This is a genomic window from Bacillus cereus group sp. MYBK95-2 (assembly GCF_051915225.1).
In the GTDB taxonomy this organism is placed as follows: Bacteria; Bacillota; Bacilli; order Bacillales; family Bacillaceae_G; genus Bacillus_A; species Bacillus_A cereus.
The window spans coordinates 111,210-131,723 of sequence record NZ_JBQAEH010000004.1 but is presented as its reverse complement, the minus strand read 5'-3'; the positions used below and the strand labels follow the sequence as shown (position 1 = coordinate 131,723).

Here is a 20,514-nt window from a genome sequence, read left to right as displayed (position 1 = left end):
TTATTTCACCCAACCGAGCAGCATTTCCCGCACGAATTTGCTTGCTGCGACTGGTGTTTGATCACTATGGTCGTAGACTGGAGCTACTTCTACCAAGTCTGCTCCAACTACATTTATATTTGAATTTGCAATTGCTACGATGGAATCTAATAATTCTTTAGATGTGATACCGCCAGCTTCTAACGTTCCTGTTCCTGGAGCGTGAGCTGGGTCTAATACATCAATGTCGATTGTGACATAGACTGGGCGGCCAGCAAGTTTCGGTAATACTTCTTTTAACGGTTCTAATACGTCAAATTTGTATAAGTTCATACCTACTTCTTTCGCCCATTCAAATTCTTCCTTCATTCCAGAACGAATTCCGAAAGAATATACGTTTTCCGGACCAATTAAATCACACACTTTACGAATTGGTGTAGAGTGGGATAAAGGCTCCCCTTCATACGATTCACGTAAATCAGTATGAGCATCCATGTGGATGATTGCTAAATCCGGATATTTTTTTGCCATTGCCTTAAAAATTGGCCAAGACACTAGGTGCTCACCGCCGAGACCTAGTGGAAACTTATCGGCATCTAAAAGTTTTGATACATACTCTTCAATCATGTCTAAGCTGCGTTGTGCGTTTCCGAATGGTAATGGGATATCACCCGCATCAAAATATTTTACCTCTTCTAGTTCACGATCTAAATACGGGCTATATTCTTCAAGACCGATTGATACTTCACGAATACGTGCAGGGCCAAAACGAGATCCCGGACGGTAACTTACTGTCCAATCCATAGGCATCCCATAAATAACTACCTTTGACTCTTCAAAACTTGGATGACTTTTAATAAATACTTTACCTGAATAAGCTTCATCAAAACGCATATTCTTTTCCTCCTTATGTGGAACTTAAGGTATCCCAACCTTTCACTATTTCTCAAATTTGGAGCGAATTGCTCCTCTTTCTCGATTTACCGGGTCTTCTTTTTAACAACAAGAAGACGATTTTCTCTACAGAAGTGTAAGTAGCTAGCATGTTCAAGTCTTCTGGACAAACACCTTAAATGAGCTACTTACACTTTATTTGTTTGATACAATTCTCTTACTTAATTAAATCGCCAACAAATTTCGGTAATGCGAATGCTGCATTGTGTAATTCTTTTGTGTAGTATTTCGTTTCGATTTCGTGGAAACGCTCTTCACTTACTTCTAATGGATCATGTTTTTTAGATCCAATTGTGAACGTCCAAAGACCACTTGGATAAGTTGGAATGTTTGCTGTGTATAAACGAGTGATTGGGAAGATCTCTTTTACGTCTTTAAACACAGTTGTAATTAACTCTGGTGTGAACCAAGGGTTGTCCGTTTGTGCAACGAAAATACCATCTTCTTTTAACGCTTTTGAAATTCCAGCGTAGAAGCCTTTTGTAAATAGGTTTACTGCTGGTCCTACTGGCTCAGTAGAATCTACCATAATTACATCGTATTCATTTTCGCTTTCTGCGATATGTAGGAAACCGTCTCCTACTTTTACTTCTACACGCTCATTATCTAATGCGCCTGCAATTGATGGTAAGTATTGTTTAGAGTACTCAATTACTTTTCCATCGATTTCAACAAGAGTTGCTTTCTTTACACTTGGGTGTTTTAACACTTCACGAATAACACCACCATCACCGCCACCAACAACTAATACGTTTTCAGGGTTTGGATGTGTAAATAAAGGTACGTGCGCTACCATTTCGTGATAAACGAACTCGTCCTTTTCTGTTGTCATAACCATGCCATCTAAAATAAGCATGTTTCCGAACTCTTCCGTTTCAACCATATCAAGTTTTTGGAATTCTGTTTGCTCCGTATGTAATGTGCGGTTAATACGCGCCGTAATCCCAAAATGTTTTGTTTGTTTTTCAGTGAACCATAGTTCCATCGTACAATCACGCCTTTCAATGCAAATTTATAATAGGGACATCATTAATGTCCCCTAACAAAAATAAAACAAAACATCCAAAATGTATAGTTAAAAGTACAAAAATACCGAAAATATATTTTAGTCAGAGGGTTCTAACATATGTGCGGAAAGGGTTTGCACCGTAAAAGGAAAGAAAACCCTTTCTTAAGAAAGGGCTTTTGTCTCTATTTCTACTGGTTTACGAATTGGAATTAGGATCATAATACAACCAACTAACACCACAATTCCACCTACTAAAAACGGACTTTGTGGTGAAACAGTATGACCGATAATTCCTGATAAAATCGGAGCAATCGCACCACCTAACCAACGAACAAAGTTATAAACACCTGACGTAACAGATCTTTCATAAGGTGAAATATCCATTACATAACTTGTGTATAATGCATTGTTTAAGCCAGACGCCAATCCTGATAAAACGATAAGAGTAATTTGTAACCACATAATTTTCACAAAGAATAGTGCAATTAAGAAAATCGCAAATACGAGTAAACTACCCTTCAATAATGTTTTTGGTTCATATTTCCCTTCTAGCTTATGTGCTAAAATTGCAGAACCGTAAGCTAACGCGAGTCCCCATCCGCAAAATACAAAGCCTAATTGAATAGCTGATAAATGCATAATAAGTGGTGAATATGCTAACACGACAAAAAATCCGTAGTAGTATAGCATCCCTGAAATGGCACCTTGCATAAATGGTTTATACTTCACCAGGTTAAGTAATTCCCCTACGCCAGCAGCCTTACGCTTCACTTTTCGTCCTGGTTCTTTTACAAAAAAGAATACTAAAATAAATGCTAAGAAAATTAAAATACTCGTCGCGAAAAACGGATAACGCCAAGAATGACCACCTAATATCCCGCCTAATAACGGTCCGCCAGCCATACCTAAGCCGATAGCTGCTTCGTATAATCCTACTGCTTCATGAACTTCTTTACTTAATGCAATCAATAAAGTCATCGCCGTCGCGAAGAACATCGCATTCCCTAATCCCCATCCAGCGCGGAAAAGAGATAATTGAGCAATCGTTTGTGACATACCACATATAAACGCAAATACAGTCACAATCGCAAGACCGATTGTCATCATCCGTTTATCACCAAATCTCGATGCAAATATACCAGCTGGTAACATCATAATTGCCATCGTTAAAATATAAGCGGTAAATAACATTTCAACTTGCCAATGCGATGCACCAATTTTCTCTGCAATAATCGGCAAAATTGGGTCGACTACTCCTATACCCGAAAAGGCAAGGAAGGTAGCCACCACTGTAATCAATCTCCCTAGTTTTTGTTTGCTCTCCATTTTGATTACTCTCCTTTTGTGCTCTCTAAAAATGTTACTGCACGATGTAAACTATCTTCTAGTTCTGCCTTTACACGTTGCATTTGCTCCATTTTTTCGTCTAACGTTTGCACTTGTTTTTCAAGCATATCTTTAATTTCTTGAATCACTTCACGATCACGAGGATTTTCGCTATTTCTTCTTTGCTCCATTCTTTCTTTTAGTGATAAGAAATGCTGCATTTCTTGAAGTGTGATTCCTAGCACTTCTTTCGCTTCTACAATTCTTTTAATTCTGGCAATATCCTCATCCGTATACAGACGGATATTTCCCTCACTACGTTCTGGGGGATGAATTAAACCAATTTCCTCATAATAACGAAGTGTACGTTTTGTTAAACCGACTTGCTTTGTTACTTCATCAATTTTATACATGTTTATTCCTCCCTTCACTTGATTATTACATTTTACGTTAACGTTAACTTTTCTGCAACTGTTAGACTTTTGTAAATGTTTGTCATATTCAATTGTATTTTCCCTAAAGCAGTTTCATAATAAAAGAAAAGAGATAATAAGGAGAATTTCACATGAGTAAACCACTTATTTTCGCTCACCGCGGAGTAAAAGGAACACATCCCGAAAATACGATGATTGCCTTCCAAGAAGCAGAACGCATTGGTGCTCACGGAATTGAACTCGATGTCCACTTATCAAAAGGTGGTGAACTTGTCGTAATTCACGATGAAACCGTCGATCGTACAACAAATGGCGTTGGACTTGTTTCTGAAAAAACGGTAGAGGAACTACAATTATTGGACGCTGGTAGCTATAAAGACCCTTCTTTCCATGAAGCAAAAATCCCAACGTTGCGTGAGGTTTTCATTTGGCTTTCCACAACGAACTTACAACTAAATATTGAATTAAAGACAGATGTTATTCATTACCCAAATATTGAGGAAAAAGCTGTTGCACTTGTGCGTGAATATCATCTTTCTAATCAAATTGTATTTTCATCATTTAACCATGACTCTGTTTCATTATTAGCAGAAATTGCTCCTGAAATCCCAAGAGCAATTTTATATGATACACCACTTACTGATCCAATTTCCGAAGCAAAACATAGAGAAGCAAGTGGATTACATCCAAACTTCCAGTTATTAACGAAAGAATTTGTGCAGTTAGCACAAGAGCAAGGATATGTTTTCCGTCCATATACAATTAACGAATACAAAGATTTACAAACTATGATTGATTATGGTGTAGATGTCATCATTACCGATTGGCCAGCACGTGCCTTTGAGCTCCTTTCTTAATGGAAGGAGCTTTTTATTTTCGAAATTTCATTGTTTAAAATAAACGAAAACCCTCAATACTAATACAATAACGCTTGTATTAATGAGGGGCTGAAAAAAGATGGATCAAACTATGAATCCAAAACTTAAAAAATATAAACGTCTTTTCTTCACCGCAATGTTTTCGTGCGTCCTTTTCTTCGTTTTTTCTTTTTTTGTTATTATTATAGTTGCAAAAATTATGGGACCTCCTCCTGTTGCGGTCCCGCAAACAAGCGTCTTTTACGCAAACGATGATACTGTTATTGGACAAAGTAACGAAATTCAAAAACGTTACAATGTCTCTCTTAATGAAATTTCACCTTATGTAAAAGAAGCGACCCTTTCTATTGAAGATCAAAGATTTTATAAACATCACGGCTTCGATGTGAAACGGATTGCAGGTGCAATTGTTGCTGATTTAAAAGCGATGGCAAAGGTACAAGGAGCTAGTACAATTACACAACAATACGCGCGTAATCTGTATTTAGATCATGATAAAACGTGGAAACGAAAATTATTAGAGGCAATGTACACTATCCGCCTTGAAGTAAACTATAATAAAAATCATATTTTAGAAGGATATTTAAATACAATTTATTACGGACATGGCGCTTATGGCATCGAAGCTGCGTCCCGTCTATATTTCGATAAAACGGCAAAAGAGTTAACATTAGCAGAAGCTAGTATGCTGGCAGGTATCCCGAAAGGGCCAAGTGTCTATTCTCCCTTTTTGAAAGAGGATCGCGCTAAAGGACGACAAGCTCTCATATTAGATGAAATGGTGAAGCAAGGATATATTACGAAGCAACAAGCAACCTTAGCGAAGAAAGAGACACTAACTTTTGCCTCATTAGATACGAAAAAAGTAGCAGAGGTCGCACCATATTTCCAAGATGCTGTACAAGCTTCGCTTCTTCGTGATGTTGGATTAGACGAACAAGCTTTACAACGAGGTGGCTTACGAATTTATACAACGCTAGACCCTAAACTACAAGCTGTAGCAGAACAAGCTGTAAAAGATCATATACCTGACACAACAAACATACAAACTGCTCTCGTCTCTATGAATCCAACGACAGGTGAAGTGGCTGCTCTTGTTGGTGGAACTGATTATAATATGAGTCAATTTAACAGGGCTACACAAGCCGTTCGTCAGCCTGGTTCTACATTTAAGCCATTTCTATATTATGCGGCATTAGAACGAGGATTCACGCCTGCTACGCGCTTAAAAAGCGAATATACTGTATTCACCCTAGGTGACGGCGTTTCAAAGTATAAACCGAAGAACTATAAAGATTATTATGCAGATGATTTCGTAACGATGGCACAAGCTCTCGCAGTCTCTGATAACATTTATGCTGTGAAAACGAATTTGTTTTTAGGAGATGACACGCTAGCAAAAACAGCGAAACAATTTGGAATTAAAAGTGCATTAAAAGATGTGCCTTCTCTAGCTCTCGGTACATCACCAGTAAAACCAATTGAAATGGTTAACGCTTATAGCATGTTCGCAAACGGTGGAAAAGAAGTAAAACCTACTTTCATTCGCCGCATTATGGATCATGAAGGAAATATATTATACGATGCTCATTTAGAGAGTAAACAAGTTCTCGATAAGAGCAAAGCGTTTGTAATGGAAGAAATGATGACTGGTATGTTTAATAAGAAACTAAGCAGTTATGCTGCTGTAACTGGCCAATCGATGTCATCAAAATTATCAAGAACATATGCCGGCAAATCTGGTTCTACTGAAACGGATAGTTGGATGATCGGATTTACTCCGCAAATCGTAACAGGTGTATGGGTCGGATATGATCAACCTAAATCTATTTCAAACGTAGCAGAACAGGGGTATGCGAAGAAAATATGGACTGATACGATGGAGAAGGGCTTAGATGGACAGCCTAAAAAAGAATTTAAACAACCAAGTGACGTCGTAGCGGTTAATATCAATCCAGAGAACGGTAAAATTGCTACAAAAAATTGTCCTATTTCTGTGAAAATGTATTTCGCTAAAGGTACCGAACCGACTGAATATTGTATGGATCACGTCGATGATAAAGAAGAATTTGAAAAAACGACTGAAGAAAAGAAAAAAACAAGTTGGTGGAAAAAATATCTTCCTTGGTAAAAAAAATAGCTGACGGGCATCCGTCAGCTATTTTTTATTCACTTAATAATGCACGGCGCAATTCTTCACTAGATTCGTTCCAAATCGCTTCATTATGTTCTTTCAAGAACGTACCAAGTACCTTTTTAGATGATTCATCCATATGGTCAACCATAATGTGACGCTTCAATGATTTATCCATTTTATTTACGTGTTCTGGAAGTGATTTATATCCGCGGCGAATCTCACGGTCAACTGTCATTTCACAAGCTGTTACACCCGCGTAATACGCACCTGTCGCAGTTCTTTCAATTGTTACCCAAACAAGCCAAAATGGTTTTCCATTTGGAACTTCATCTTTATTTGTTAAAAACTTAATACCTTTTTCTACTGTACTACGCGCATGCATCGCACCGATATCAACGAATGCAGTCTTCTCTAGTACATCAACAAATACAGGTGAAATGTTTTCTAAGCTTAATGCTCCAACACCAAATCCACCATGTCCATCTGTTGAATCATTTTTCACGATATTAAAACCGATTTTTTTCTTTTTCTCTGTCATATGTAAAATCCTCCTCACTTAAAAATTATAAAAGGTCAAAAATAGGCGCAATGATGCTGTCTAAAAATACAAATACATGCGGAATAACTACCTGGAAAATAGGTTGAATTGTGTAATTACTAAGCGGTGTAATAACGAGAATTAATAACGCAATTGCCCCGTATTTTTCATACTGTGTCATTTTTGCGCGAATATTTGCTGGCGCTAAATCTTCCACTACGCGATACCCATCAAGTGGCGGGATCGGTAATAAGTTAAATACAAGTAAAACGATATTCAGCATAATAAAAATCTGGAAAAATTGAGCTAACGTATCTGCCACTGCAGATGGAATTGAGTATAATACACCAAATTTTAATAAGCTATACCAAATAATTAAACCAATTGCACTCAAAATTAAGTTACTAATCGGCCCTGCAATTGAAACTAATATACCTGCCAGACGCGGTCTTTTAAAGTTATATGGATTAACAGGAACTGGTCTTGCCCAACCGAATCCAAGAATTAATACTGCAATCAAACCGATAGGGTCTAAATGGGCCATCGGTGATAACGTTAAACGCCCTTGTCTCTTTGCTGTATCGTCCCCAAATTTATATGCAACATATGCATGTGCAAATTCATGAACGGATAGTGCAATAATAATTGCCATTGCTACTAACGGAATTTCGTGCAATGGATATCTAAATAACTGATCCATACTTCATCTCCTCTTCCATATGTCAAAAAAAGAAATTATTTGTTTTTTCGATTGTTCTTCCCCATAATCCGCTATAATAAGAGTGTAACTTACATAAAAGGAGCGATTGTACATGCCATACGTAACAGTGAAAATGCTAGAAGGACGCACAGAAGAACAAAAGAAAGCTCTTGCTGAGAAAGTAACAGCAGCAGTAAGCGAAACAACTGGTGCTCCTGAAGAAAACATCGTTGTTTTCATCGAAGAAATGTCTAAAAACCATTATGCAGTTGGCGGAAAACGCTTAAGCGACAAATAATTTCAAGTTTTTTCATAAGAAGCAGCCATTAGCTGCTTCTTATTTCTTTCCTTCTAACAACTCAATAATTCTCTCTTTATATTTTCCTTTTCTTCCATCTTCATAGATTAAATCATGTGGATAGAATAGCTTTTGATCCGTTCTTTTCTTACCTGTAATCGCCTCAACAATATCTGACTCACGTGAAAGCTCTCTAAGCTCTCCGTTTGGCATAAGAAGTAGGATTGGTAGACGCTCTTCTTCTTCTCCTGCACGATAAAAGTCATACGGTAAGTCTGATGTTGAATCAACTACTAAATAATACTCCGGATCAAGTCCAATCTTTTTAAATAAACTACTTAATTCCATCCAATTATCTAAACCGTGTTTATCTGTAAACTCTACATATTTAAATAGATTTCGATTCATAAAACGGCGGCATAAATCGCTTAAAATTGGATCTTCTTCTTCCTGCCATACTTGGAAGTAGTAATACATAACGTTCTCGTCTAACTTTAAATAATCCTCTACTGTTACTTCTTCTTCAAATAAAGAATAGAAATGAACAGGATGATTTTTAAATGTATAATACTTCTCGTGCAGTGATTTCGCACGGTGTAAAATCTTCGTTAAAATAACTTCTGCACTTCGCGTTACCGGGTGGAAATATACTTGCCAATACATTTGATAACGACTCATAATGTAATGCTCAACAGCATGCATACCACTATTTTTAATGACTACTTGATTCCCATACGGACGCATTACACGCAGTATACGTTCCATATCGAAGTTTCCGTACTTTACGCCTGTAAAATAAGCATCTCTTAATAAATAATCCATACGATCCGCATCAATTTGACTCGAAATCATACTAATCGCTAATTTATTAGTAGACGTTTTTGCAATTACATCTGCTACCTTTTGTGGAAACTCCTTATCAACACGACTTAATACATCATTAATCTCCGTATCGCCAACGATAATCTTTTGCGTAAATTTCTCATGATCTAATGAAAATACTTTTTCAAACGAGTGAGAAAATGGGCCGTGGCCGACATCATGAAGTAATGCCGCACATAAACATAACAATCTATCTTCAGCATTCCAATTTGGTCTGCCATCAAACACATCATCAATCATACGACGAATAATTTCGTATACACCTAACGAATGAGTAAAGCGACTATGCTCTGCACCGTGAAATGTAAAAAATGTCGTTCCAAGCTGCTTAATACGGCGCAAGCGTTGAAATTCTTTCGTTCCGATTAAATCCCAAATAACACGATCACGCACGTGCACATATTTATGTACTGGGTCTTTAAACACTTTTGTTTCGCTGAGTTTGTCGTTTAAATATACCACTTTCCGACATCCCCCTTTCTTTACTACATTCTTACTTTATATTATAAACGAAATGAGAAACAGAAAGAAATGAAAGACTGTATTAATTCCCTTTATAAAAAGAAAAAATCACCTTTACCGAAGTAAAAGCGATTTCCTTTATACATTATTTACCTAAAACGAATTCAGCAACTTCGTCTAAGATCATATCTTTCCCAAGTGGGAAGTAACCTTTGTTTAAGTCTTCATTTTTAATTGTAAATACGTGGTTGTTTTTAACAGCGTTCATGTTTTTCCAAATTGATTCTTCTTGGAATTCTTTCAAGCGCTGAGAACCGTCACCAGTTGTAAACACGAATAAGTAATCTGGGTTGTAATCAATTAAAGCTTCTTTTTGTACTTGTACTAACGGTTTATCAGTTGGTGTACCTTTAACTGCTGGTAGTTTTAAATCATTAAAGATTACGCTACCGTAACCGTAGTCACCGTATACACGGAAAGCATTTGGATATGCAGCCATTTTCATAAATGTTGCTTCACCAGTTTTAGCGACGATTTTGTCATGTAATTTGCTTGCTTTTTCATCATACTTTTTGAACCATTCTTTTGTTTCTTTTTCTTTACCGAAGATTTGACCTACTTCTTCAAATTTTGGACGCCATTGATCTAATGGAGTGTTTAACATAACTGTTGGTGCAATTTTAGATAATTGATCATAAATCTTTTCTTGACGATTATTTACAAGAATTAAATCTGGTTTTGCAGCAGCTACTGCTTCGATGTTAATTTTATCGCCCCAAGCAGAACCAACTGGTTTAACGTCTTTTAGTTTCTTTTCAATATGTGCATCAATTTTTTCTTGAGATGTATTAGCAGTAATAACCGGTTTCATACCGAAAATTAATAATTCTTCTGTTGAACCACTAAGGTCAGCAATTTTCTTTGGGTTTGCAGGAATTTTAATTTCCCCTTTTGCATGTTTTACAGTGCGCTCTTCAGTCTTTGCATCTGCTTTCTTTTCTTCTTCTTTGTTAGAACAAGCTGCAAATAGTACAGAAGTCACAACTAGTACCATTGCTAATAGTGCCATTTTAAAATTCTTCATGTTCCCACTCCTTCTAGCTGTATTTATCTTATAAGTTACAACGAACTATAAGAAACAAAGATAACAATTAATTAATATATATTTATTAATTGTTGTTAATAACCCATTCTAACGGGCGTTCAACTTCCCATTCTTATATAAGAAGCTCAACGTCCATTAGAAGTCCCCCTCTTCACGAGGGGGTTCTACTTATGCTTTTTTACGCAATTGATTACTAATCATCGCTAAATCATATGTTAAACAAATTGGCTTACAGTTTACTGGACATGGAACGATTTGAGCTTCAATCTCAAATACGTTACGAAGTGTTTCACTTGTCATAACTTCATCTGGCGTTCCTTGTTTCATTAACTTACCTGCTTTTAATGCAATCATATGATCTGAGAAACGAGAAGCGTGATTTAAGTCATGGATAACCATAACAATCGTTCTACCTTCTTCTTCATTTAACTTTTTCAATAAGTTTAATACTTCTAATTGATGAGCCATATCTAAGTACGTCGTTGGTTCATCCAATACAAGTAATTCTGTTCCTTGTGCAAGAGCCATTGCAATCCAAACACGTTGACGTTGACCGCCTGATAGCGCTTCTGCTGGACGATTCGCAAATTCTTTCATTCCTGTCACTTCAAGTGCCCAGTTAATGTAGCGATAATCCTCTTCTTTCAACGTGCCAAACCCTTTTTGATGAGGGAATCTTCCATATGACACAAGCTCAAATACAGTAAGACCCGTTGGCACTTCTGCAGTTTGTGGTAAAATCGCCATTTTCTTTGCAATTTCTTTCGTTGGCTGTTTCTCAATTGCTTTTCCGTCAAGATAAACAGTACCTTGCTTTGCCTTCAAAATACGAGACGCCGTTTTTAATAATGTGGACTTCCCACAACCATTTGGTCCAATAATTGTTGTAATTTTCCCTTCCGGAATTTCAACTGTTAATCCATCAATAATTAAACCTTCATTATAGCCAACCGATACCGCATCCACCGCTAAAGTTGCCATACGAAAAGCCTCCCTTTATTTTGTCCTCATAAGTAAATAAATAAAATACGGTGCACCAATTACAGAAATAACAAGACCGACTGGTATTTCTGAAGTTGTTAGTACACTTCTTGAAATTACGTCTGCGAATAAAAGTAAAAACGTTCCTATTAGCGCAGCTGTGGGCAACATAATTTGATGTTTACCACCAACAAGGCGCCTTGCTAAATGCGGGGCCATTAAACCGATAAAGCCAATTCCGCCGGCAACAGCAACAGATGCCCCTGCTAAACAAACTGCAATAAATAATAATTTACGTCTTTCTTTTTCTACGTTTACACCAAGGCCAACTGCTGTAGAATCGCCTAGGTTCATTACATTTAATATGTGTGCTTTACTTATAGCAAGCGGTAAGAAAATAACCATCCATGGAAGTACACTTAATACGAATTTCCAATCTGTACCCCATAGACTTCCCGCCAGCCAAATCGTAGCAAAACGAAAATCGTTAGATGTCATCTTCATAGAGAAAATTAAACTAACAGCTCCAAATCCAGCTGCAACGGCAATACCGACTAGTATTAATCGAGTCGATGAAACGCCGTCTTTCCATGCTAGTAAATAAATAATTACCGCTGCTAATATTGCTCCAACTAGTGCGAAGAATGGGAGAATGAATACAGATAAAAATGTACCAGTCCCTACTTTCCCGAAGAAGAAGTAGACGAATATAACAACTGTTAATCCCGCTCCAGCATTAATACCTATAATACCTGGATCAGCAAGAGGATTTCGTGATAAACCTTGCAAAATCGCGCCTGACATAGCTAAAGCAGATCCGACTAGTATAGCAATTACCATACGCGGCATACGGAATTCAAATAAAATAACAGACTGATCTTCAGCCCCTAGTCCAACCAATGACTTTAATACGTCCATTGGCGGGATTTTAAAAGTTCCTGTATTTAAACTAATAAGAAATATAGAAACGATTAGTCCTACTAAAATCGTTAATATAGAAATGTTCTTTTTTGTTAAGACACTCGTCCTCACATCTTTCCTCTCCCTTCATTACGTGCTAAGTAGAGGAAGAATGGAACCCCAATTAGCGCTGTAATTGCTCCAATTGGCGTTTCAAATGGCGGGTTAATAACGCGAGATAGCATATCTGCACATTCAATTAACAGCCCACCTAAGACCGCAGAACATGGAATAACCCATCTATAGTCCGAGCCTACGAGGAAACGAGTCATATGCGGAATTACAAGACCAACAAATCCAACTGATCCTGCCATGGAAACTGCGGAACCCGTTAAAACAAGAACAAGTACTGTTCCGATAAATTTAATCAATGTCGTATTTTGACCAAGTCCAATCGCAATTTCTTCACCGAAGCTCAAAATTGTAATATATCTCGACATCATAATTGCGATAGAAAGACAAACAAGGCCAATTGGCACTAACATATTAATACTTTGCCATTTCACTCCAGCGACTCCGCCTGCATTCCACATACTCACCTCTTGGGCAAGATTGAAATACAATGCGATTCCAGATGAAATTGCCCCTAATAAAGCACTAATAGCTGCACCTGCTAAAGCTAATTTCACAGGTGTTAATCCACCTGGTGAAGAAGATCCAATTCCATATACAATGCTTGCACCAAACGCAGCTCCAATAAAAGATGCGATAACAAACATTAAATAAGGTGAATTAGGGAAAAATGCATACATAATTGCAATTCCAAATACAGCTCCATCTGTAATCCCCATTAACGATGGTGAAGCAAGTGGATTTCGCGTCATACCTTGCATAATTGCTCCTGATACCGCTAAAAAGGCACCTGCAACTACGCCCCCTATTGCTCTAGGCATGCGAAGCTCTTGAATTACGTTATGATGTGTAATAGATCCATCAAACTGAAATACAGCTTGCCATACAGTCTTTAGACTAATATCTGCAGCCCCAAAAGAAATAGAAACTGCCATGCTTAAAGCTAACAAAATTGTACCCGCTACTAAAATAATAGAAGCGATGAGCGGTCTGCTCTTAATCTCTTTAACATTCTCTTCTTGCTGTTCTATACTGCTTGCGCTCGCTTCCATCCCTCAACCATCCTAACCAACAACATATATTTATTGAAATGAAATTTATTCTCAAATAGTAATAAAAAAATTAGGTGAATTGTTATTTCCCTGATAATGATTCTCAGAATCAGACACTTCTATTCTACCTATCGCTTTAAAAGACTGTCAACCATTATTTTGAAATATAAATTTATACAAATTGGTATTTTAATACAAAAGTTATGTTCATCCTTTAGAAAATGTTCGTCCACACAAGAGTACTTTCGCAGAATAAATCATTCCTCTTATGGGCATAAAAAAAGAAGAGTAATCTTTTCACTCTTCTTTTTCTTACTTATTTAACTTTGCTTCAATTTTCACGATTAACTCATCTTCTGTTGGAGCCGCAACTGGACGGTTATTTACAAATGCGAATGATTTTTTACGACCAGGACCACAGTAAGACTGACATCCAACTTCAATCGTTGCACATGAATCTACTTTTTTTAACTTCGGAACTAACGTTTTAATGTTCGTTGCCTGACAGTCATCGCACACGCGAAACTCGTTTCCCATTACATAACACTTCCTCTATTTTAAACTTTTCTCAAGTACATTTAAAAATAAACACTAAATGGTATTTTACCGCTCTTTGAAGCTCGTTGCAAGTTTCCCTACAAAGCCTATTCTCTACATAATGATACATATTTATATGCTCTCCTACAGAAGCGCTCACCATTCATGGGAAAATTTTTACCTTTCATCGAAATCTACCATATTTTTAAAAGCTTTGTATAAAAGTTTATTTTTTTGCCCATTATAAAAATAGGAAGTTCATAAAAAGAAAGGGAGTTGAATCTATGAAAGTAAGACAAGATGCTTGGACAGATGAGGATGATTTATTACTTGCTGAAACGGTACTTCGTCATGTTAGAGAAGGAAGTACGCAATTAAATGCATTTGAGGAAGTAGGGGATCAGTTAAATCGTACATCTGCTGCTTGTGGTTTCCGCTGGAATGCTGTTGTTCGCTATAGCTATGAACAAGCTCTTCAACTAGCAAAAAAACATCGTAAAGATAAAATGCGTGCTGCAAGCGGTGAACAAGCGAAAAAACGTTTACTTTATACACCACCAGCTTCAGATTCGATAACTGATTATGAAGAATTAGTACAAGAAGAATCAATCGTACAATATAAAGAAGCTATTCCATATCAAGAATCTACTGCTCCTGCTGCAAGAAGCTCTATGACAATGCAAGATGTTATTTATTTTTTACAAACAGTCGGATCTTCAAATATAAAAGTGACAGCTCTTGAAAACGAGAATACGAGATTGAAACAAGAAATTAAAGCACAAATCCTTCGGAATGAGGAACTAGAAAAGAAACTAGAAAAATTAGAAAAGCAATCTCATACTGTACAAGAAGATTACGAAACACTTATGAACATTATGAACCGTGCTCGTAAATTGGCAGTCATGGATGACGAAGAACGTTCTCAAACATCTTTCCGAATGGACCGAAACGGTAATTTAGAAAAAATTGCAGAATAAGAAGGATGCATGCAATGCATCCTTTTTATTATTTCACCTTTAAGCTCCCCCTTTATATGTGAGAAAACTCCATTCTTCATTTTTTGCTATAATAGAGATTGTCATTTTAAAGATAAGGGGTTAGTTATATGAGCAATTCCCGTTCCATTTTATCTCAGCCAGAGTGGCGCATTGTAGATCAGTCTAGTTTGGGACCAACATTCCATGCACTTCAGTCATTCGCAATGGATGACACATTATGCACAAGCATTGGAAATGGCAAGTCAGCCGCAACAATGCGTTCTTGGGTTCATCACAATACAATTGTCCTTGGCATTCAAGATTCACGCCTTCCGCATTTAGAAGAAGGTATTTCTTTTTTAAAACAACACAACTTCAATGTTATTGTTCGTAATTCTGGCGGGCTTGCAGTCGTGCTTGATGAAGGTGTTTTAAACGTATCACTTTTATTCCAAGAAACAGAAAAAGGTATCGATATTGATCTTGGATACGATACAATGTGGCATTTGATTAAGGAGATGTTAAAGGATTACGACGTTACTATCGAGGCAAAAGAAATTGTTGGCTCTTACTGTCCTGGTAGTTATGACTTAAGTATTCGCGATCAAAAATTCGCTGGTATTTCACAACGTCGTATTCGCGGGGGGGTCGCTGTCCAAATTTATCTCTGTGCTACCGGAAGTGGCTCTGAGCGTGCCGCACTCGTTCGTGATTTCTACAACCTAGCAATTCAAGGAGAAGAAACACGCTTTACGTACCCTGAAATTGTACCAAGTACGATGGCCTCACTCTCAGAATTACTTGGCGAAACCATTACAGTACAAGATTTAATGATGCGTCTTTTAAAAACATTGCAGCAATTCGCTCCAAAGTTAACACCATCTCAATTAACAATAGATGAGATTCCTTTATATGAGACGAATTTACAACGTATTATTAATCGTAATAATAAAGCACTTGGCTTAGAAAAATAAAGACCGTCGCTATAATAGCGACGGTCTTTATTTCAATTCATTATAGAATTAAAGTGCTTGAGCTGCTGTAATTAAAGCTAACTTGTACACTTCTTCTTCGTTACATCCACGAGACAGATCATTTACAGGCATGTTTAAGCCTTGTAAGATTGGTCCTACTGCTTCGAAGTTACCTAAACGTTGAGCGATTTTGTAGCCAATATTACCAGCTTCTAAGCTTGGGAATACGAATACGTTAGCATCACCTTTAATTGTAGAACCTGGAGCTTTTTTCTCAGCTACAGATGGTACGAATGCAGCATCGAATTGGAATTCTCCATCTAAAGTTAACTCAGGAGCCATTTCTTTTGCAATGCGAGTTGCTTCTACAACTTTTTCTGTTTCTGGAGATTTCGCAGAACCTTTTGTAGAGAAGCTTAACATAGCAACGCGTGGATCAATGCCGAATAACTCAGCAGTTTTCGCACTTTCGATACCGATTTCAGCTAAATCTTGGCTGTTTGGTGCAATGTTAATTGCGCAATCAGCGAATACATATTTCTCTTCTTCACGTACCATGATGAATACGCCAGAAGTTTTTGTAACGCCTGGTTTTGTTTTAATAATTTGAAGTGCTGGACGAACTGTATCAGCTGTAGAGTGAGCTGCACCACTTACTAAACCGTGTGCTTTGCCCATGTATACAAGCATTGTACCGAAGTAGTTTTCGTCTTTAAGGATTTTGCGAGCGTCTTCTTCAGTTGCTTTACCTTTACGGCGTTCAACGAAAGATGCTACCATTGCATCCATTTCTTCGTATGTAGCTGGGTCGTAAATATCAACGCCTGCTAATGTTAAATTCATGCTAGCAGCTTTTGCGCTAATTTCTTCCTTATTACCAACTAAGATTGGTTTTACTAACTCTTCTTTTGCTAAACGCTCTGCAGCGCCTAAAATTCTTTCATCAGTTCCTTCAGGAAGTACGATAGAAATGCCTTTTCCTTGAACTTTTTCTTTTACTGTTGTAAATAAGTTGCTCACGAATAAACCCTCCTACATATGTTAAAAAAACTCTATCTTTAAGAATACTGCTTTTCTTCTATATTTTAAACTTATAGCTCCCAAAAAATAGATAAAATAAAAATGATTATATTTTCATAAAATTCAGCCGTTAAATTCACCTTGCTTAAACACTTAAATGTGACAATTTTATGCGCCAAGGTTTTATATAGATGATTTTAAAACTATATATGCTATAGTTAACGTGTAAAACTATCATTAACTGAGGTGAATAGAATGAGTGAAGCAACAACAACGTTAGATGGCTGGTATTGTTTACATGATTTACGTTCTATTGATTGGGCTGCATGGAAAACATTATCTAGCGACGAACGCGGACAAGCAGTGTCTGAATTTTTAAATGTCGTTGAAAAATGGAACGAAGTAGCTACTGCGAAAAAAGGTAGTCACGCAATGTATACAGTTGTTGGCCAAAAAGCTGATATTATGCTTATGATTTTACGTCCAACAATGGAAGAGTTAAATGAAATTGAGACAGAATTGAATAAAACAACTTTAGCTGAATATATGGTTCCTGCATATTCTTACGTATCTGTTGTTGAATTAAGCAACTACCTTCCAGCTGATGAGGATCCATACCAAAACCCGCAAATTTTAGCTCGTTTATATCCTGAATTACCGAAAGCAAATCATATTTGCTTCTATCCAATGGATAAGCGTCGCCAAGGTGATGACAACTGGTACATGCTTCCTATGGAAGAACGTAAAAAAATGATGTACAGCCATAGTAAAATTGGTCGTCAATACGCAGGTAAAGTACGCCAAGTGATTTCAGGATCTGTTGGATTCGACGATTTCGAATGGGGCGTAACATTATTCGCTGACGATGTTCTTCAATTTAAGAAACTTATATACGAAATGCGCTTCGATGAAGTAAGTGCTCGTTATGGTGAATTTGGAACATTCTTCGTTGGAAACATTTTACCAGACGAAAAAGTAGAGAAATTTTTACACATATAAATGGTGAAAAGGAACGAAATTCGTTCCTTTTTTTATTCTTCTCTATATTTATCCTCAAAAATCTCCTTTTTTCTGCACTTTTGAAGAAAAACCAACATTTTTTCAAATTTCTTGTAAAATTGTAACCTTTTTATATGTAAAGATATGCTAAAATGATACGAGCTATATGCTAAATAACGATGCGAAGGTGATAATCTATATGAAAAAAATCTTGTCTATTTTACTATTGCTTGTATTGTCAATTTCTTCCTTAGGAGTAACAACATCCCATGCGGAAGAAAAAATACATATTGAGGCGGCTGCTGCACTTTTATTTGATGCAGATACAGGAAAAATACTTCACGAGCAAAATCCAGATGAATTGCTAGCTATTGCTAGTATGTCAAAATTAATTGTTGTTTACGCTGTTTTAGAAGCAATTAAAGAAGGAAAAATCACATGGGATACGAAAGTAAATATTTCTGATTACGCTTATGAAGTCTCTCGTAATAATGAATTCTCTAATGTACCGTTCGAAAAAGGACGTCAATATACTGTAAAAGAATTATATCATTCTATTGTTATATTCTCTGCAAATGGATCTAGTATTGCTTTAGCAGAACTTCTTGCAGGAAGTGAGAAAAACTTCTTAAATCTTGCAAATGAACATGCTAAAAAGCTAGGATTAAAGAAATATAAATTTGTAAACGCTACTGGCTTAAATAACGCTGACTTAAAAGGAAAACATCCTGAGGGTACTGATCCAAATGCAGAAAACTCTATGTCAGCTCGTGATATGGGTATGCTTTCAAAAGCAATGATTACAAAGTATCCAGAAATGCTAGAGGATACAAAACAAAGATTTAGAAACTTCCCAGACAATCACCCAAAACCAATTCGTATGGAAAACTGGAATTGGATGTTACCAGGAGCTGCTTTCGCTTATGAAGGTACTGATGGTTTAAAAACCGGAAGTTCTGATACAGCTGGATACGGATTTACCATTACTGCTAAACGTGGTGATGTACGTCTTATCTCGGTTATTATTAAAACAAAATCAATGGATGAACGTTTCACGGAATCTCGTGAATTAATCGAATATGGATTTAATAACTTTGAAAAACAAAAACTAAAAGTTAATAAAAACAATACAATCTCTGTAGTAAAAGGGAAAGAAGACCAAGTAACTGTTGCACCCGAAAAAGAAATAACAGTAATTGCGAAAAAAGGTAGCAAAGAGCCTTATAAAATTGGAACTGAATTAGATAAATCTCTTTCTGAAGATGGACATTTAGTTGCACCTATTAAGAAAGATACCAAAGTAAGCTCAATTACTTTAGAATCAACTGATAAATATGGTTTCTTAGACGGTAGTAAAAGTATGAAAGTTACTGCAAAAACGACAGAGGAAGTTGAAAAAGCAAATTGGTTTGTGTTAACAATGCGCTCTATTGGTGATTTCTTCTCAAACTTATGGTCTAGAGTTTTTTAATAAAAAAGCTGGCTCACGCTAGCTTTTTTTATTTTCCACTCTCAATGTAAAACTTCGTTTGGTTGTCATATCTGAGTCCTTTTTCTCATACGTATGAACTAGTAATTGTTACACACTTCATCTAGAGATAAAGTGAAACTTTAATCAGTGGGGGAATCCCCCGCTGATTATTAGTTGAACCAATCGGGCGTTTACGGGCAGTTTGATCTCCCATCTAATTTCTTTACTTCAACCAAATTTTAGGGCAGGAGTCTTACTGCCCGTTAATGCGGGATAAACCTCTTTCCAAAAGGTATTACAAAAAGAGAGGTGACACATAATGGGCGTTATTGCTTATAACGAAGAAGATGTAAAGTTGTTGGCTAGACTGATGCGTGCTGAAGCCGAAGGAGAAGGGCAACAAGGAATGTTAATGGTCGGAAACGTTGGAGTAAATCGTGTCCGCGGAAATTGTTTAGATTTTAGAAAAATACGTAATTTACGTCAAATGGTTTATCAAAATCCTGGTGGTTTTGAGGCAACACAAAAAGGGTATTTTTATCAAAGAGCCAGGGAACAAGATATCGCCTTAGCAAGGCGAACTATTCAAGGACAACGTTTTTGGCCCGCTAACTTTGCCTTATGGTTCTTTAGACCTGAAGGTCCTTGTCCACCAACTTGGTATAACCAACAAAACTCTGGTCGCTTCAAAAAGCACTGCTTCTTCCAACCATCTGGCGAAGACTGCCCTAGCGTATATTAAGAGATGAAAATGAGGAGGGATTTTTGA

General features: G+C 36.9%; 21 protein-coding genes. 8 read left to right on the top strand and 13 right to left on the bottom strand.

Annotation, left to right across the window (positions count from 1 at the left end; all coding sequences use genetic code 11):
* The 4 genes from speB to ACTFN4_RS15240 form a co-directional block, all read right to left on the bottom strand.
* Complete coding sequence (gene speB / locus ACTFN4_RS15255) at positions 1-873, bottom strand: agmatinase (RefSeq protein WP_001209831.1); 873 nt, start codon at positions 871-873, stop codon at positions 1-3.
* Between the two features lie 217 nt (positions 874-1,090).
* A complete protein-coding gene (gene speE, locus ACTFN4_RS15250; protein WP_000424696.1) occupies positions 1,091-1,918 on the bottom strand; it encodes a polyamine aminopropyltransferase in 828 nt (275 codons plus the stop codon).
* Positions 1,919-2,104: 186 nt separating this feature from the next.
* Positions 2,105-3,268: an MFS transporter gene (locus ACTFN4_RS15245; protein WP_439962509.1), complete on the bottom strand. Its 1,164-nt coding sequence runs from the start codon at positions 3,266-3,268 to the stop codon at positions 2,105-2,107.
* Positions 3,269-3,273: 5 nt separating this feature from the next.
* Positions 3,274-3,681: a MerR family transcriptional regulator gene (locus tag ACTFN4_RS15240; protein WP_000276560.1), complete on the bottom strand. Its 408-nt coding sequence runs from the start codon at positions 3,679-3,681 to the stop codon at positions 3,274-3,276.
* 152 nt (positions 3,682-3,833) lie between these two features.
* On the opposite strand from ACTFN4_RS15240, the gene ACTFN4_RS15235 reads away from it, so the two are divergent.
* Positions 3,834-4,559, top strand: coding sequence for a glycerophosphodiester phosphodiesterase (locus ACTFN4_RS15235; protein ID WP_439962508.1), 726 nt, complete (start codon positions 3,834-3,836; stop codon positions 4,557-4,559).
* A gap of 100 nt (positions 4,560-4,659) precedes the next feature.
* Positions 4,660-6,711: a transglycosylase domain-containing protein gene (locus ACTFN4_RS15230; RefSeq protein WP_439962507.1), complete on the top strand. Its 2,052-nt coding sequence runs from the start codon at positions 4,660-4,662 to the stop codon at positions 6,709-6,711.
* Between the two features lie 34 nt (positions 6,712-6,745).
* Here ACTFN4_RS15230 and ACTFN4_RS15225 read toward each other — a convergent pair whose 3' ends face one another.
* A complete protein-coding gene (locus ACTFN4_RS15225) occupies positions 6,746-7,255 on the bottom strand; it encodes a YwhD family protein (RefSeq protein WP_000136678.1) in 510 nt (169 codons plus the stop codon).
* 25 nt (positions 7,256-7,280) lie between these two features.
* Positions 7,281-7,955, bottom strand: a complete 675-nt coding sequence (locus ACTFN4_RS15220; protein WP_439962506.1) for a site-2 protease family protein — start codon at positions 7,953-7,955, stop codon at positions 7,281-7,283.
* Between the two features lie 112 nt (positions 7,956-8,067).
* On the opposite strand from ACTFN4_RS15220, the gene ACTFN4_RS15215 reads away from it, so the two are divergent.
* Positions 8,068-8,253: a 2-hydroxymuconate tautomerase gene (locus ACTFN4_RS15215; RefSeq protein ID WP_001147171.1), complete on the top strand. Its 186-nt coding sequence runs from the start codon at positions 8,068-8,070 to the stop codon at positions 8,251-8,253.
* A 39-nt stretch (positions 8,254-8,292) separates the two neighbouring features.
* Here ACTFN4_RS15215 and ACTFN4_RS15210 read toward each other — a convergent pair whose 3' ends face one another.
* The 6 genes from ACTFN4_RS15210 to ACTFN4_RS15185 all read right to left on the bottom strand — a co-directional run bounded on the left by ACTFN4_RS15210 (position 8,293) and on the right by ACTFN4_RS15185 (position 14,304).
* Positions 8,293-9,597, bottom strand: coding sequence for an HD domain-containing protein (locus ACTFN4_RS15210; protein WP_000262730.1), 1,305 nt, complete (start codon positions 9,595-9,597; stop codon positions 8,293-8,295).
* Positions 9,598-9,742: 145 nt separating this feature from the next.
* Positions 9,743-10,681: an ABC transporter substrate-binding protein gene (locus ACTFN4_RS15205; RefSeq protein ID WP_000787724.1), complete on the bottom strand. Its 939-nt coding sequence runs from the start codon at positions 10,679-10,681 to the stop codon at positions 9,743-9,745.
* Positions 10,682-10,870: 189 nt separating this feature from the next.
* The gene (locus ACTFN4_RS15200; RefSeq protein WP_000212068.1) at positions 10,871-11,683 is read right to left on the bottom strand and encodes an ABC transporter ATP-binding protein; all 813 of its coding nucleotides are present in this window, start codon (positions 11,681-11,683) and stop codon (positions 10,871-10,873) included.
* 15 nt (positions 11,684-11,698) lie between these two features.
* Positions 11,699-12,715: a FecCD family ABC transporter permease gene (locus ACTFN4_RS15195; protein WP_001260757.1), complete on the bottom strand. Its 1,017-nt coding sequence runs from the start codon at positions 12,713-12,715 to the stop codon at positions 11,699-11,701.
* Entirely contained in the window at positions 12,712-13,767 is a 1,056-nt protein-coding gene (locus ACTFN4_RS15190; protein WP_439962505.1) for a FecCD family ABC transporter permease, read from the bottom strand. The genes ACTFN4_RS15195 and ACTFN4_RS15190 overlap by 4 nt, the downstream gene beginning before the upstream one ends.
* A 312-nt stretch (positions 13,768-14,079) precedes the next feature.
* On the bottom strand, positions 14,080-14,304 hold the full coding sequence (locus tag ACTFN4_RS15185; protein WP_000526071.1) for a DUF1450 domain-containing protein: 225 nt from the start codon (positions 14,302-14,304) through the stop codon (positions 14,080-14,082).
* 284 nt (positions 14,305-14,588) lie between these two features.
* Here ACTFN4_RS15185 and ACTFN4_RS15180 point away from each other — a divergent pair, with 284 nt between their 5' ends.
* Together ACTFN4_RS15180 and ACTFN4_RS15175 are read left to right on the top strand one after the other, a co-directional pair.
* Complete coding sequence (locus ACTFN4_RS15180) at positions 14,589-15,281, top strand: RsfA family transcriptional regulator (protein ID WP_000868358.1); 693 nt, start codon at positions 14,589-14,591, stop codon at positions 15,279-15,281.
* A 128-nt stretch (positions 15,282-15,409) separates the two neighbouring features.
* Positions 15,410-16,255: a lipoate--protein ligase family protein gene (locus tag ACTFN4_RS15175; protein ID WP_439962504.1), complete on the top strand. Its 846-nt coding sequence runs from the start codon at positions 15,410-15,412 to the stop codon at positions 16,253-16,255.
* A 48-nt stretch (positions 16,256-16,303) separates the two neighbouring features.
* On the opposite strand, the gene pta is transcribed toward ACTFN4_RS15175, so the two are convergent.
* Positions 16,304-17,275: a phosphate acetyltransferase gene (pta, locus tag ACTFN4_RS15170; protein ID WP_000067215.1), complete on the bottom strand. Its 972-nt coding sequence runs from the start codon at positions 17,273-17,275 to the stop codon at positions 16,304-16,306.
* Between the two features lie 255 nt (positions 17,276-17,530).
* Here pta and hemQ point away from each other — a divergent pair, with 255 nt between their 5' ends.
* The 3 genes from hemQ to cwlJ all read left to right on the top strand — a co-directional run bounded on the left by hemQ (position 17,531) and on the right by cwlJ (position 20,487).
* Entirely contained in the window at positions 17,531-18,274 is a 744-nt protein-coding gene (gene hemQ / locus ACTFN4_RS15165) for a hydrogen peroxide-dependent heme synthase (protein ID WP_001287595.1), read from the top strand.
* 199 nt (positions 18,275-18,473) lie between these two features.
* Positions 18,474-19,745 (top strand): serine hydrolase, encoded by a 1,272-nt coding sequence (locus ACTFN4_RS15160; RefSeq protein ID WP_439962503.1) that lies wholly within the window; start codon positions 18,474-18,476, stop codon positions 19,743-19,745.
* Positions 19,746-20,064: 319 nt separating this feature from the next.
* Complete coding sequence (cwlJ, locus tag ACTFN4_RS15155; protein WP_000538169.1) at positions 20,065-20,487, top strand: cell wall hydrolase CwlJ; 423 nt, start codon at positions 20,065-20,067, stop codon at positions 20,485-20,487.
* The last annotated feature ends 27 nt before the right edge of the window (positions 20,488-20,514 follow it).

Excerpts from the sequence above, each read along its gene's own strand:
- speB (WP_001209831.1), bottom strand. The coding sequence starts at position 873 with ATGCGTTTTGATGAAGCTTATTCAGGTAAAGTATTTATTAAAAGTCAT.
- speE (WP_000424696.1), bottom strand. The coding sequence starts at position 1,918 with ATGGAACTATGGTTCACTGAAAAACAAACAAAACATTTTGGGATTACG.
- ACTFN4_RS15245 (WP_439962509.1), bottom strand. The coding sequence starts at position 3,268 with ATGGAGAGCAAACAAAAACTAGGGAGATTGATTACAGTGGTGGCTACC.
- ACTFN4_RS15240 (WP_000276560.1), bottom strand. The coding sequence starts at position 3,681 with ATGTATAAAATTGATGAAGTAACAAAGCAAGTCGGTTTAACAAAACGT.
- ACTFN4_RS15235 (WP_439962508.1), top strand. The coding sequence starts at position 3,834 with ATGAGTAAACCACTTATTTTCGCTCACCGCGGAGTAAAAGGAACACAT.
- ACTFN4_RS15230 (WP_439962507.1), top strand. The coding sequence starts at position 4,660 with ATGGATCAAACTATGAATCCAAAACTTAAAAAATATAAACGTCTTTTC.
- ACTFN4_RS15225 (WP_000136678.1), bottom strand. The coding sequence starts at position 7,255 with ATGACAGAGAAAAAGAAAAAAATCGGTTTTAATATCGTGAAAAATGAT.
- ACTFN4_RS15220 (WP_439962506.1), bottom strand. The coding sequence starts at position 7,955 with ATGGATCAGTTATTTAGATATCCATTGCACGAAATTCCGTTAGTAGCA.
- ACTFN4_RS15215 (WP_001147171.1), top strand. The coding sequence starts at position 8,068 with ATGCCATACGTAACAGTGAAAATGCTAGAAGGACGCACAGAAGAACAA.
- ACTFN4_RS15205 (WP_000787724.1), bottom strand. The coding sequence starts at position 10,681 with ATGAAGAATTTTAAAATGGCACTATTAGCAATGGTACTAGTTGTGACT.
- ACTFN4_RS15200 (WP_000212068.1), bottom strand. The coding sequence starts at position 11,683 with ATGGCAACTTTAGCGGTGGATGCGGTATCGGTTGGCTATAATGAAGGT.
- ACTFN4_RS15190 (WP_439962505.1), bottom strand. The coding sequence starts at position 13,767 with ATGGAAGCGAGCGCAAGCAGTATAGAACAGCAAGAAGAGAATGTTAAA.
- ACTFN4_RS15185 (WP_000526071.1), bottom strand. The coding sequence starts at position 14,304 with ATGGGAAACGAGTTTCGCGTGTGCGATGACTGTCAGGCAACGAACATT.
- ACTFN4_RS15180 (WP_000868358.1), top strand. The coding sequence starts at position 14,589 with ATGAAAGTAAGACAAGATGCTTGGACAGATGAGGATGATTTATTACTT.
- ACTFN4_RS15175 (WP_439962504.1), top strand. The coding sequence starts at position 15,410 with ATGAGCAATTCCCGTTCCATTTTATCTCAGCCAGAGTGGCGCATTGTA.
- hemQ (WP_001287595.1), top strand. The coding sequence starts at position 17,531 with ATGAGTGAAGCAACAACAACGTTAGATGGCTGGTATTGTTTACATGAT.
- ACTFN4_RS15160 (WP_439962503.1), top strand. The coding sequence starts at position 18,474 with ATGAAAAAAATCTTGTCTATTTTACTATTGCTTGTATTGTCAATTTCT.
- cwlJ (WP_000538169.1), top strand. The coding sequence starts at position 20,065 with ATGGGCGTTATTGCTTATAACGAAGAAGATGTAAAGTTGTTGGCTAGA.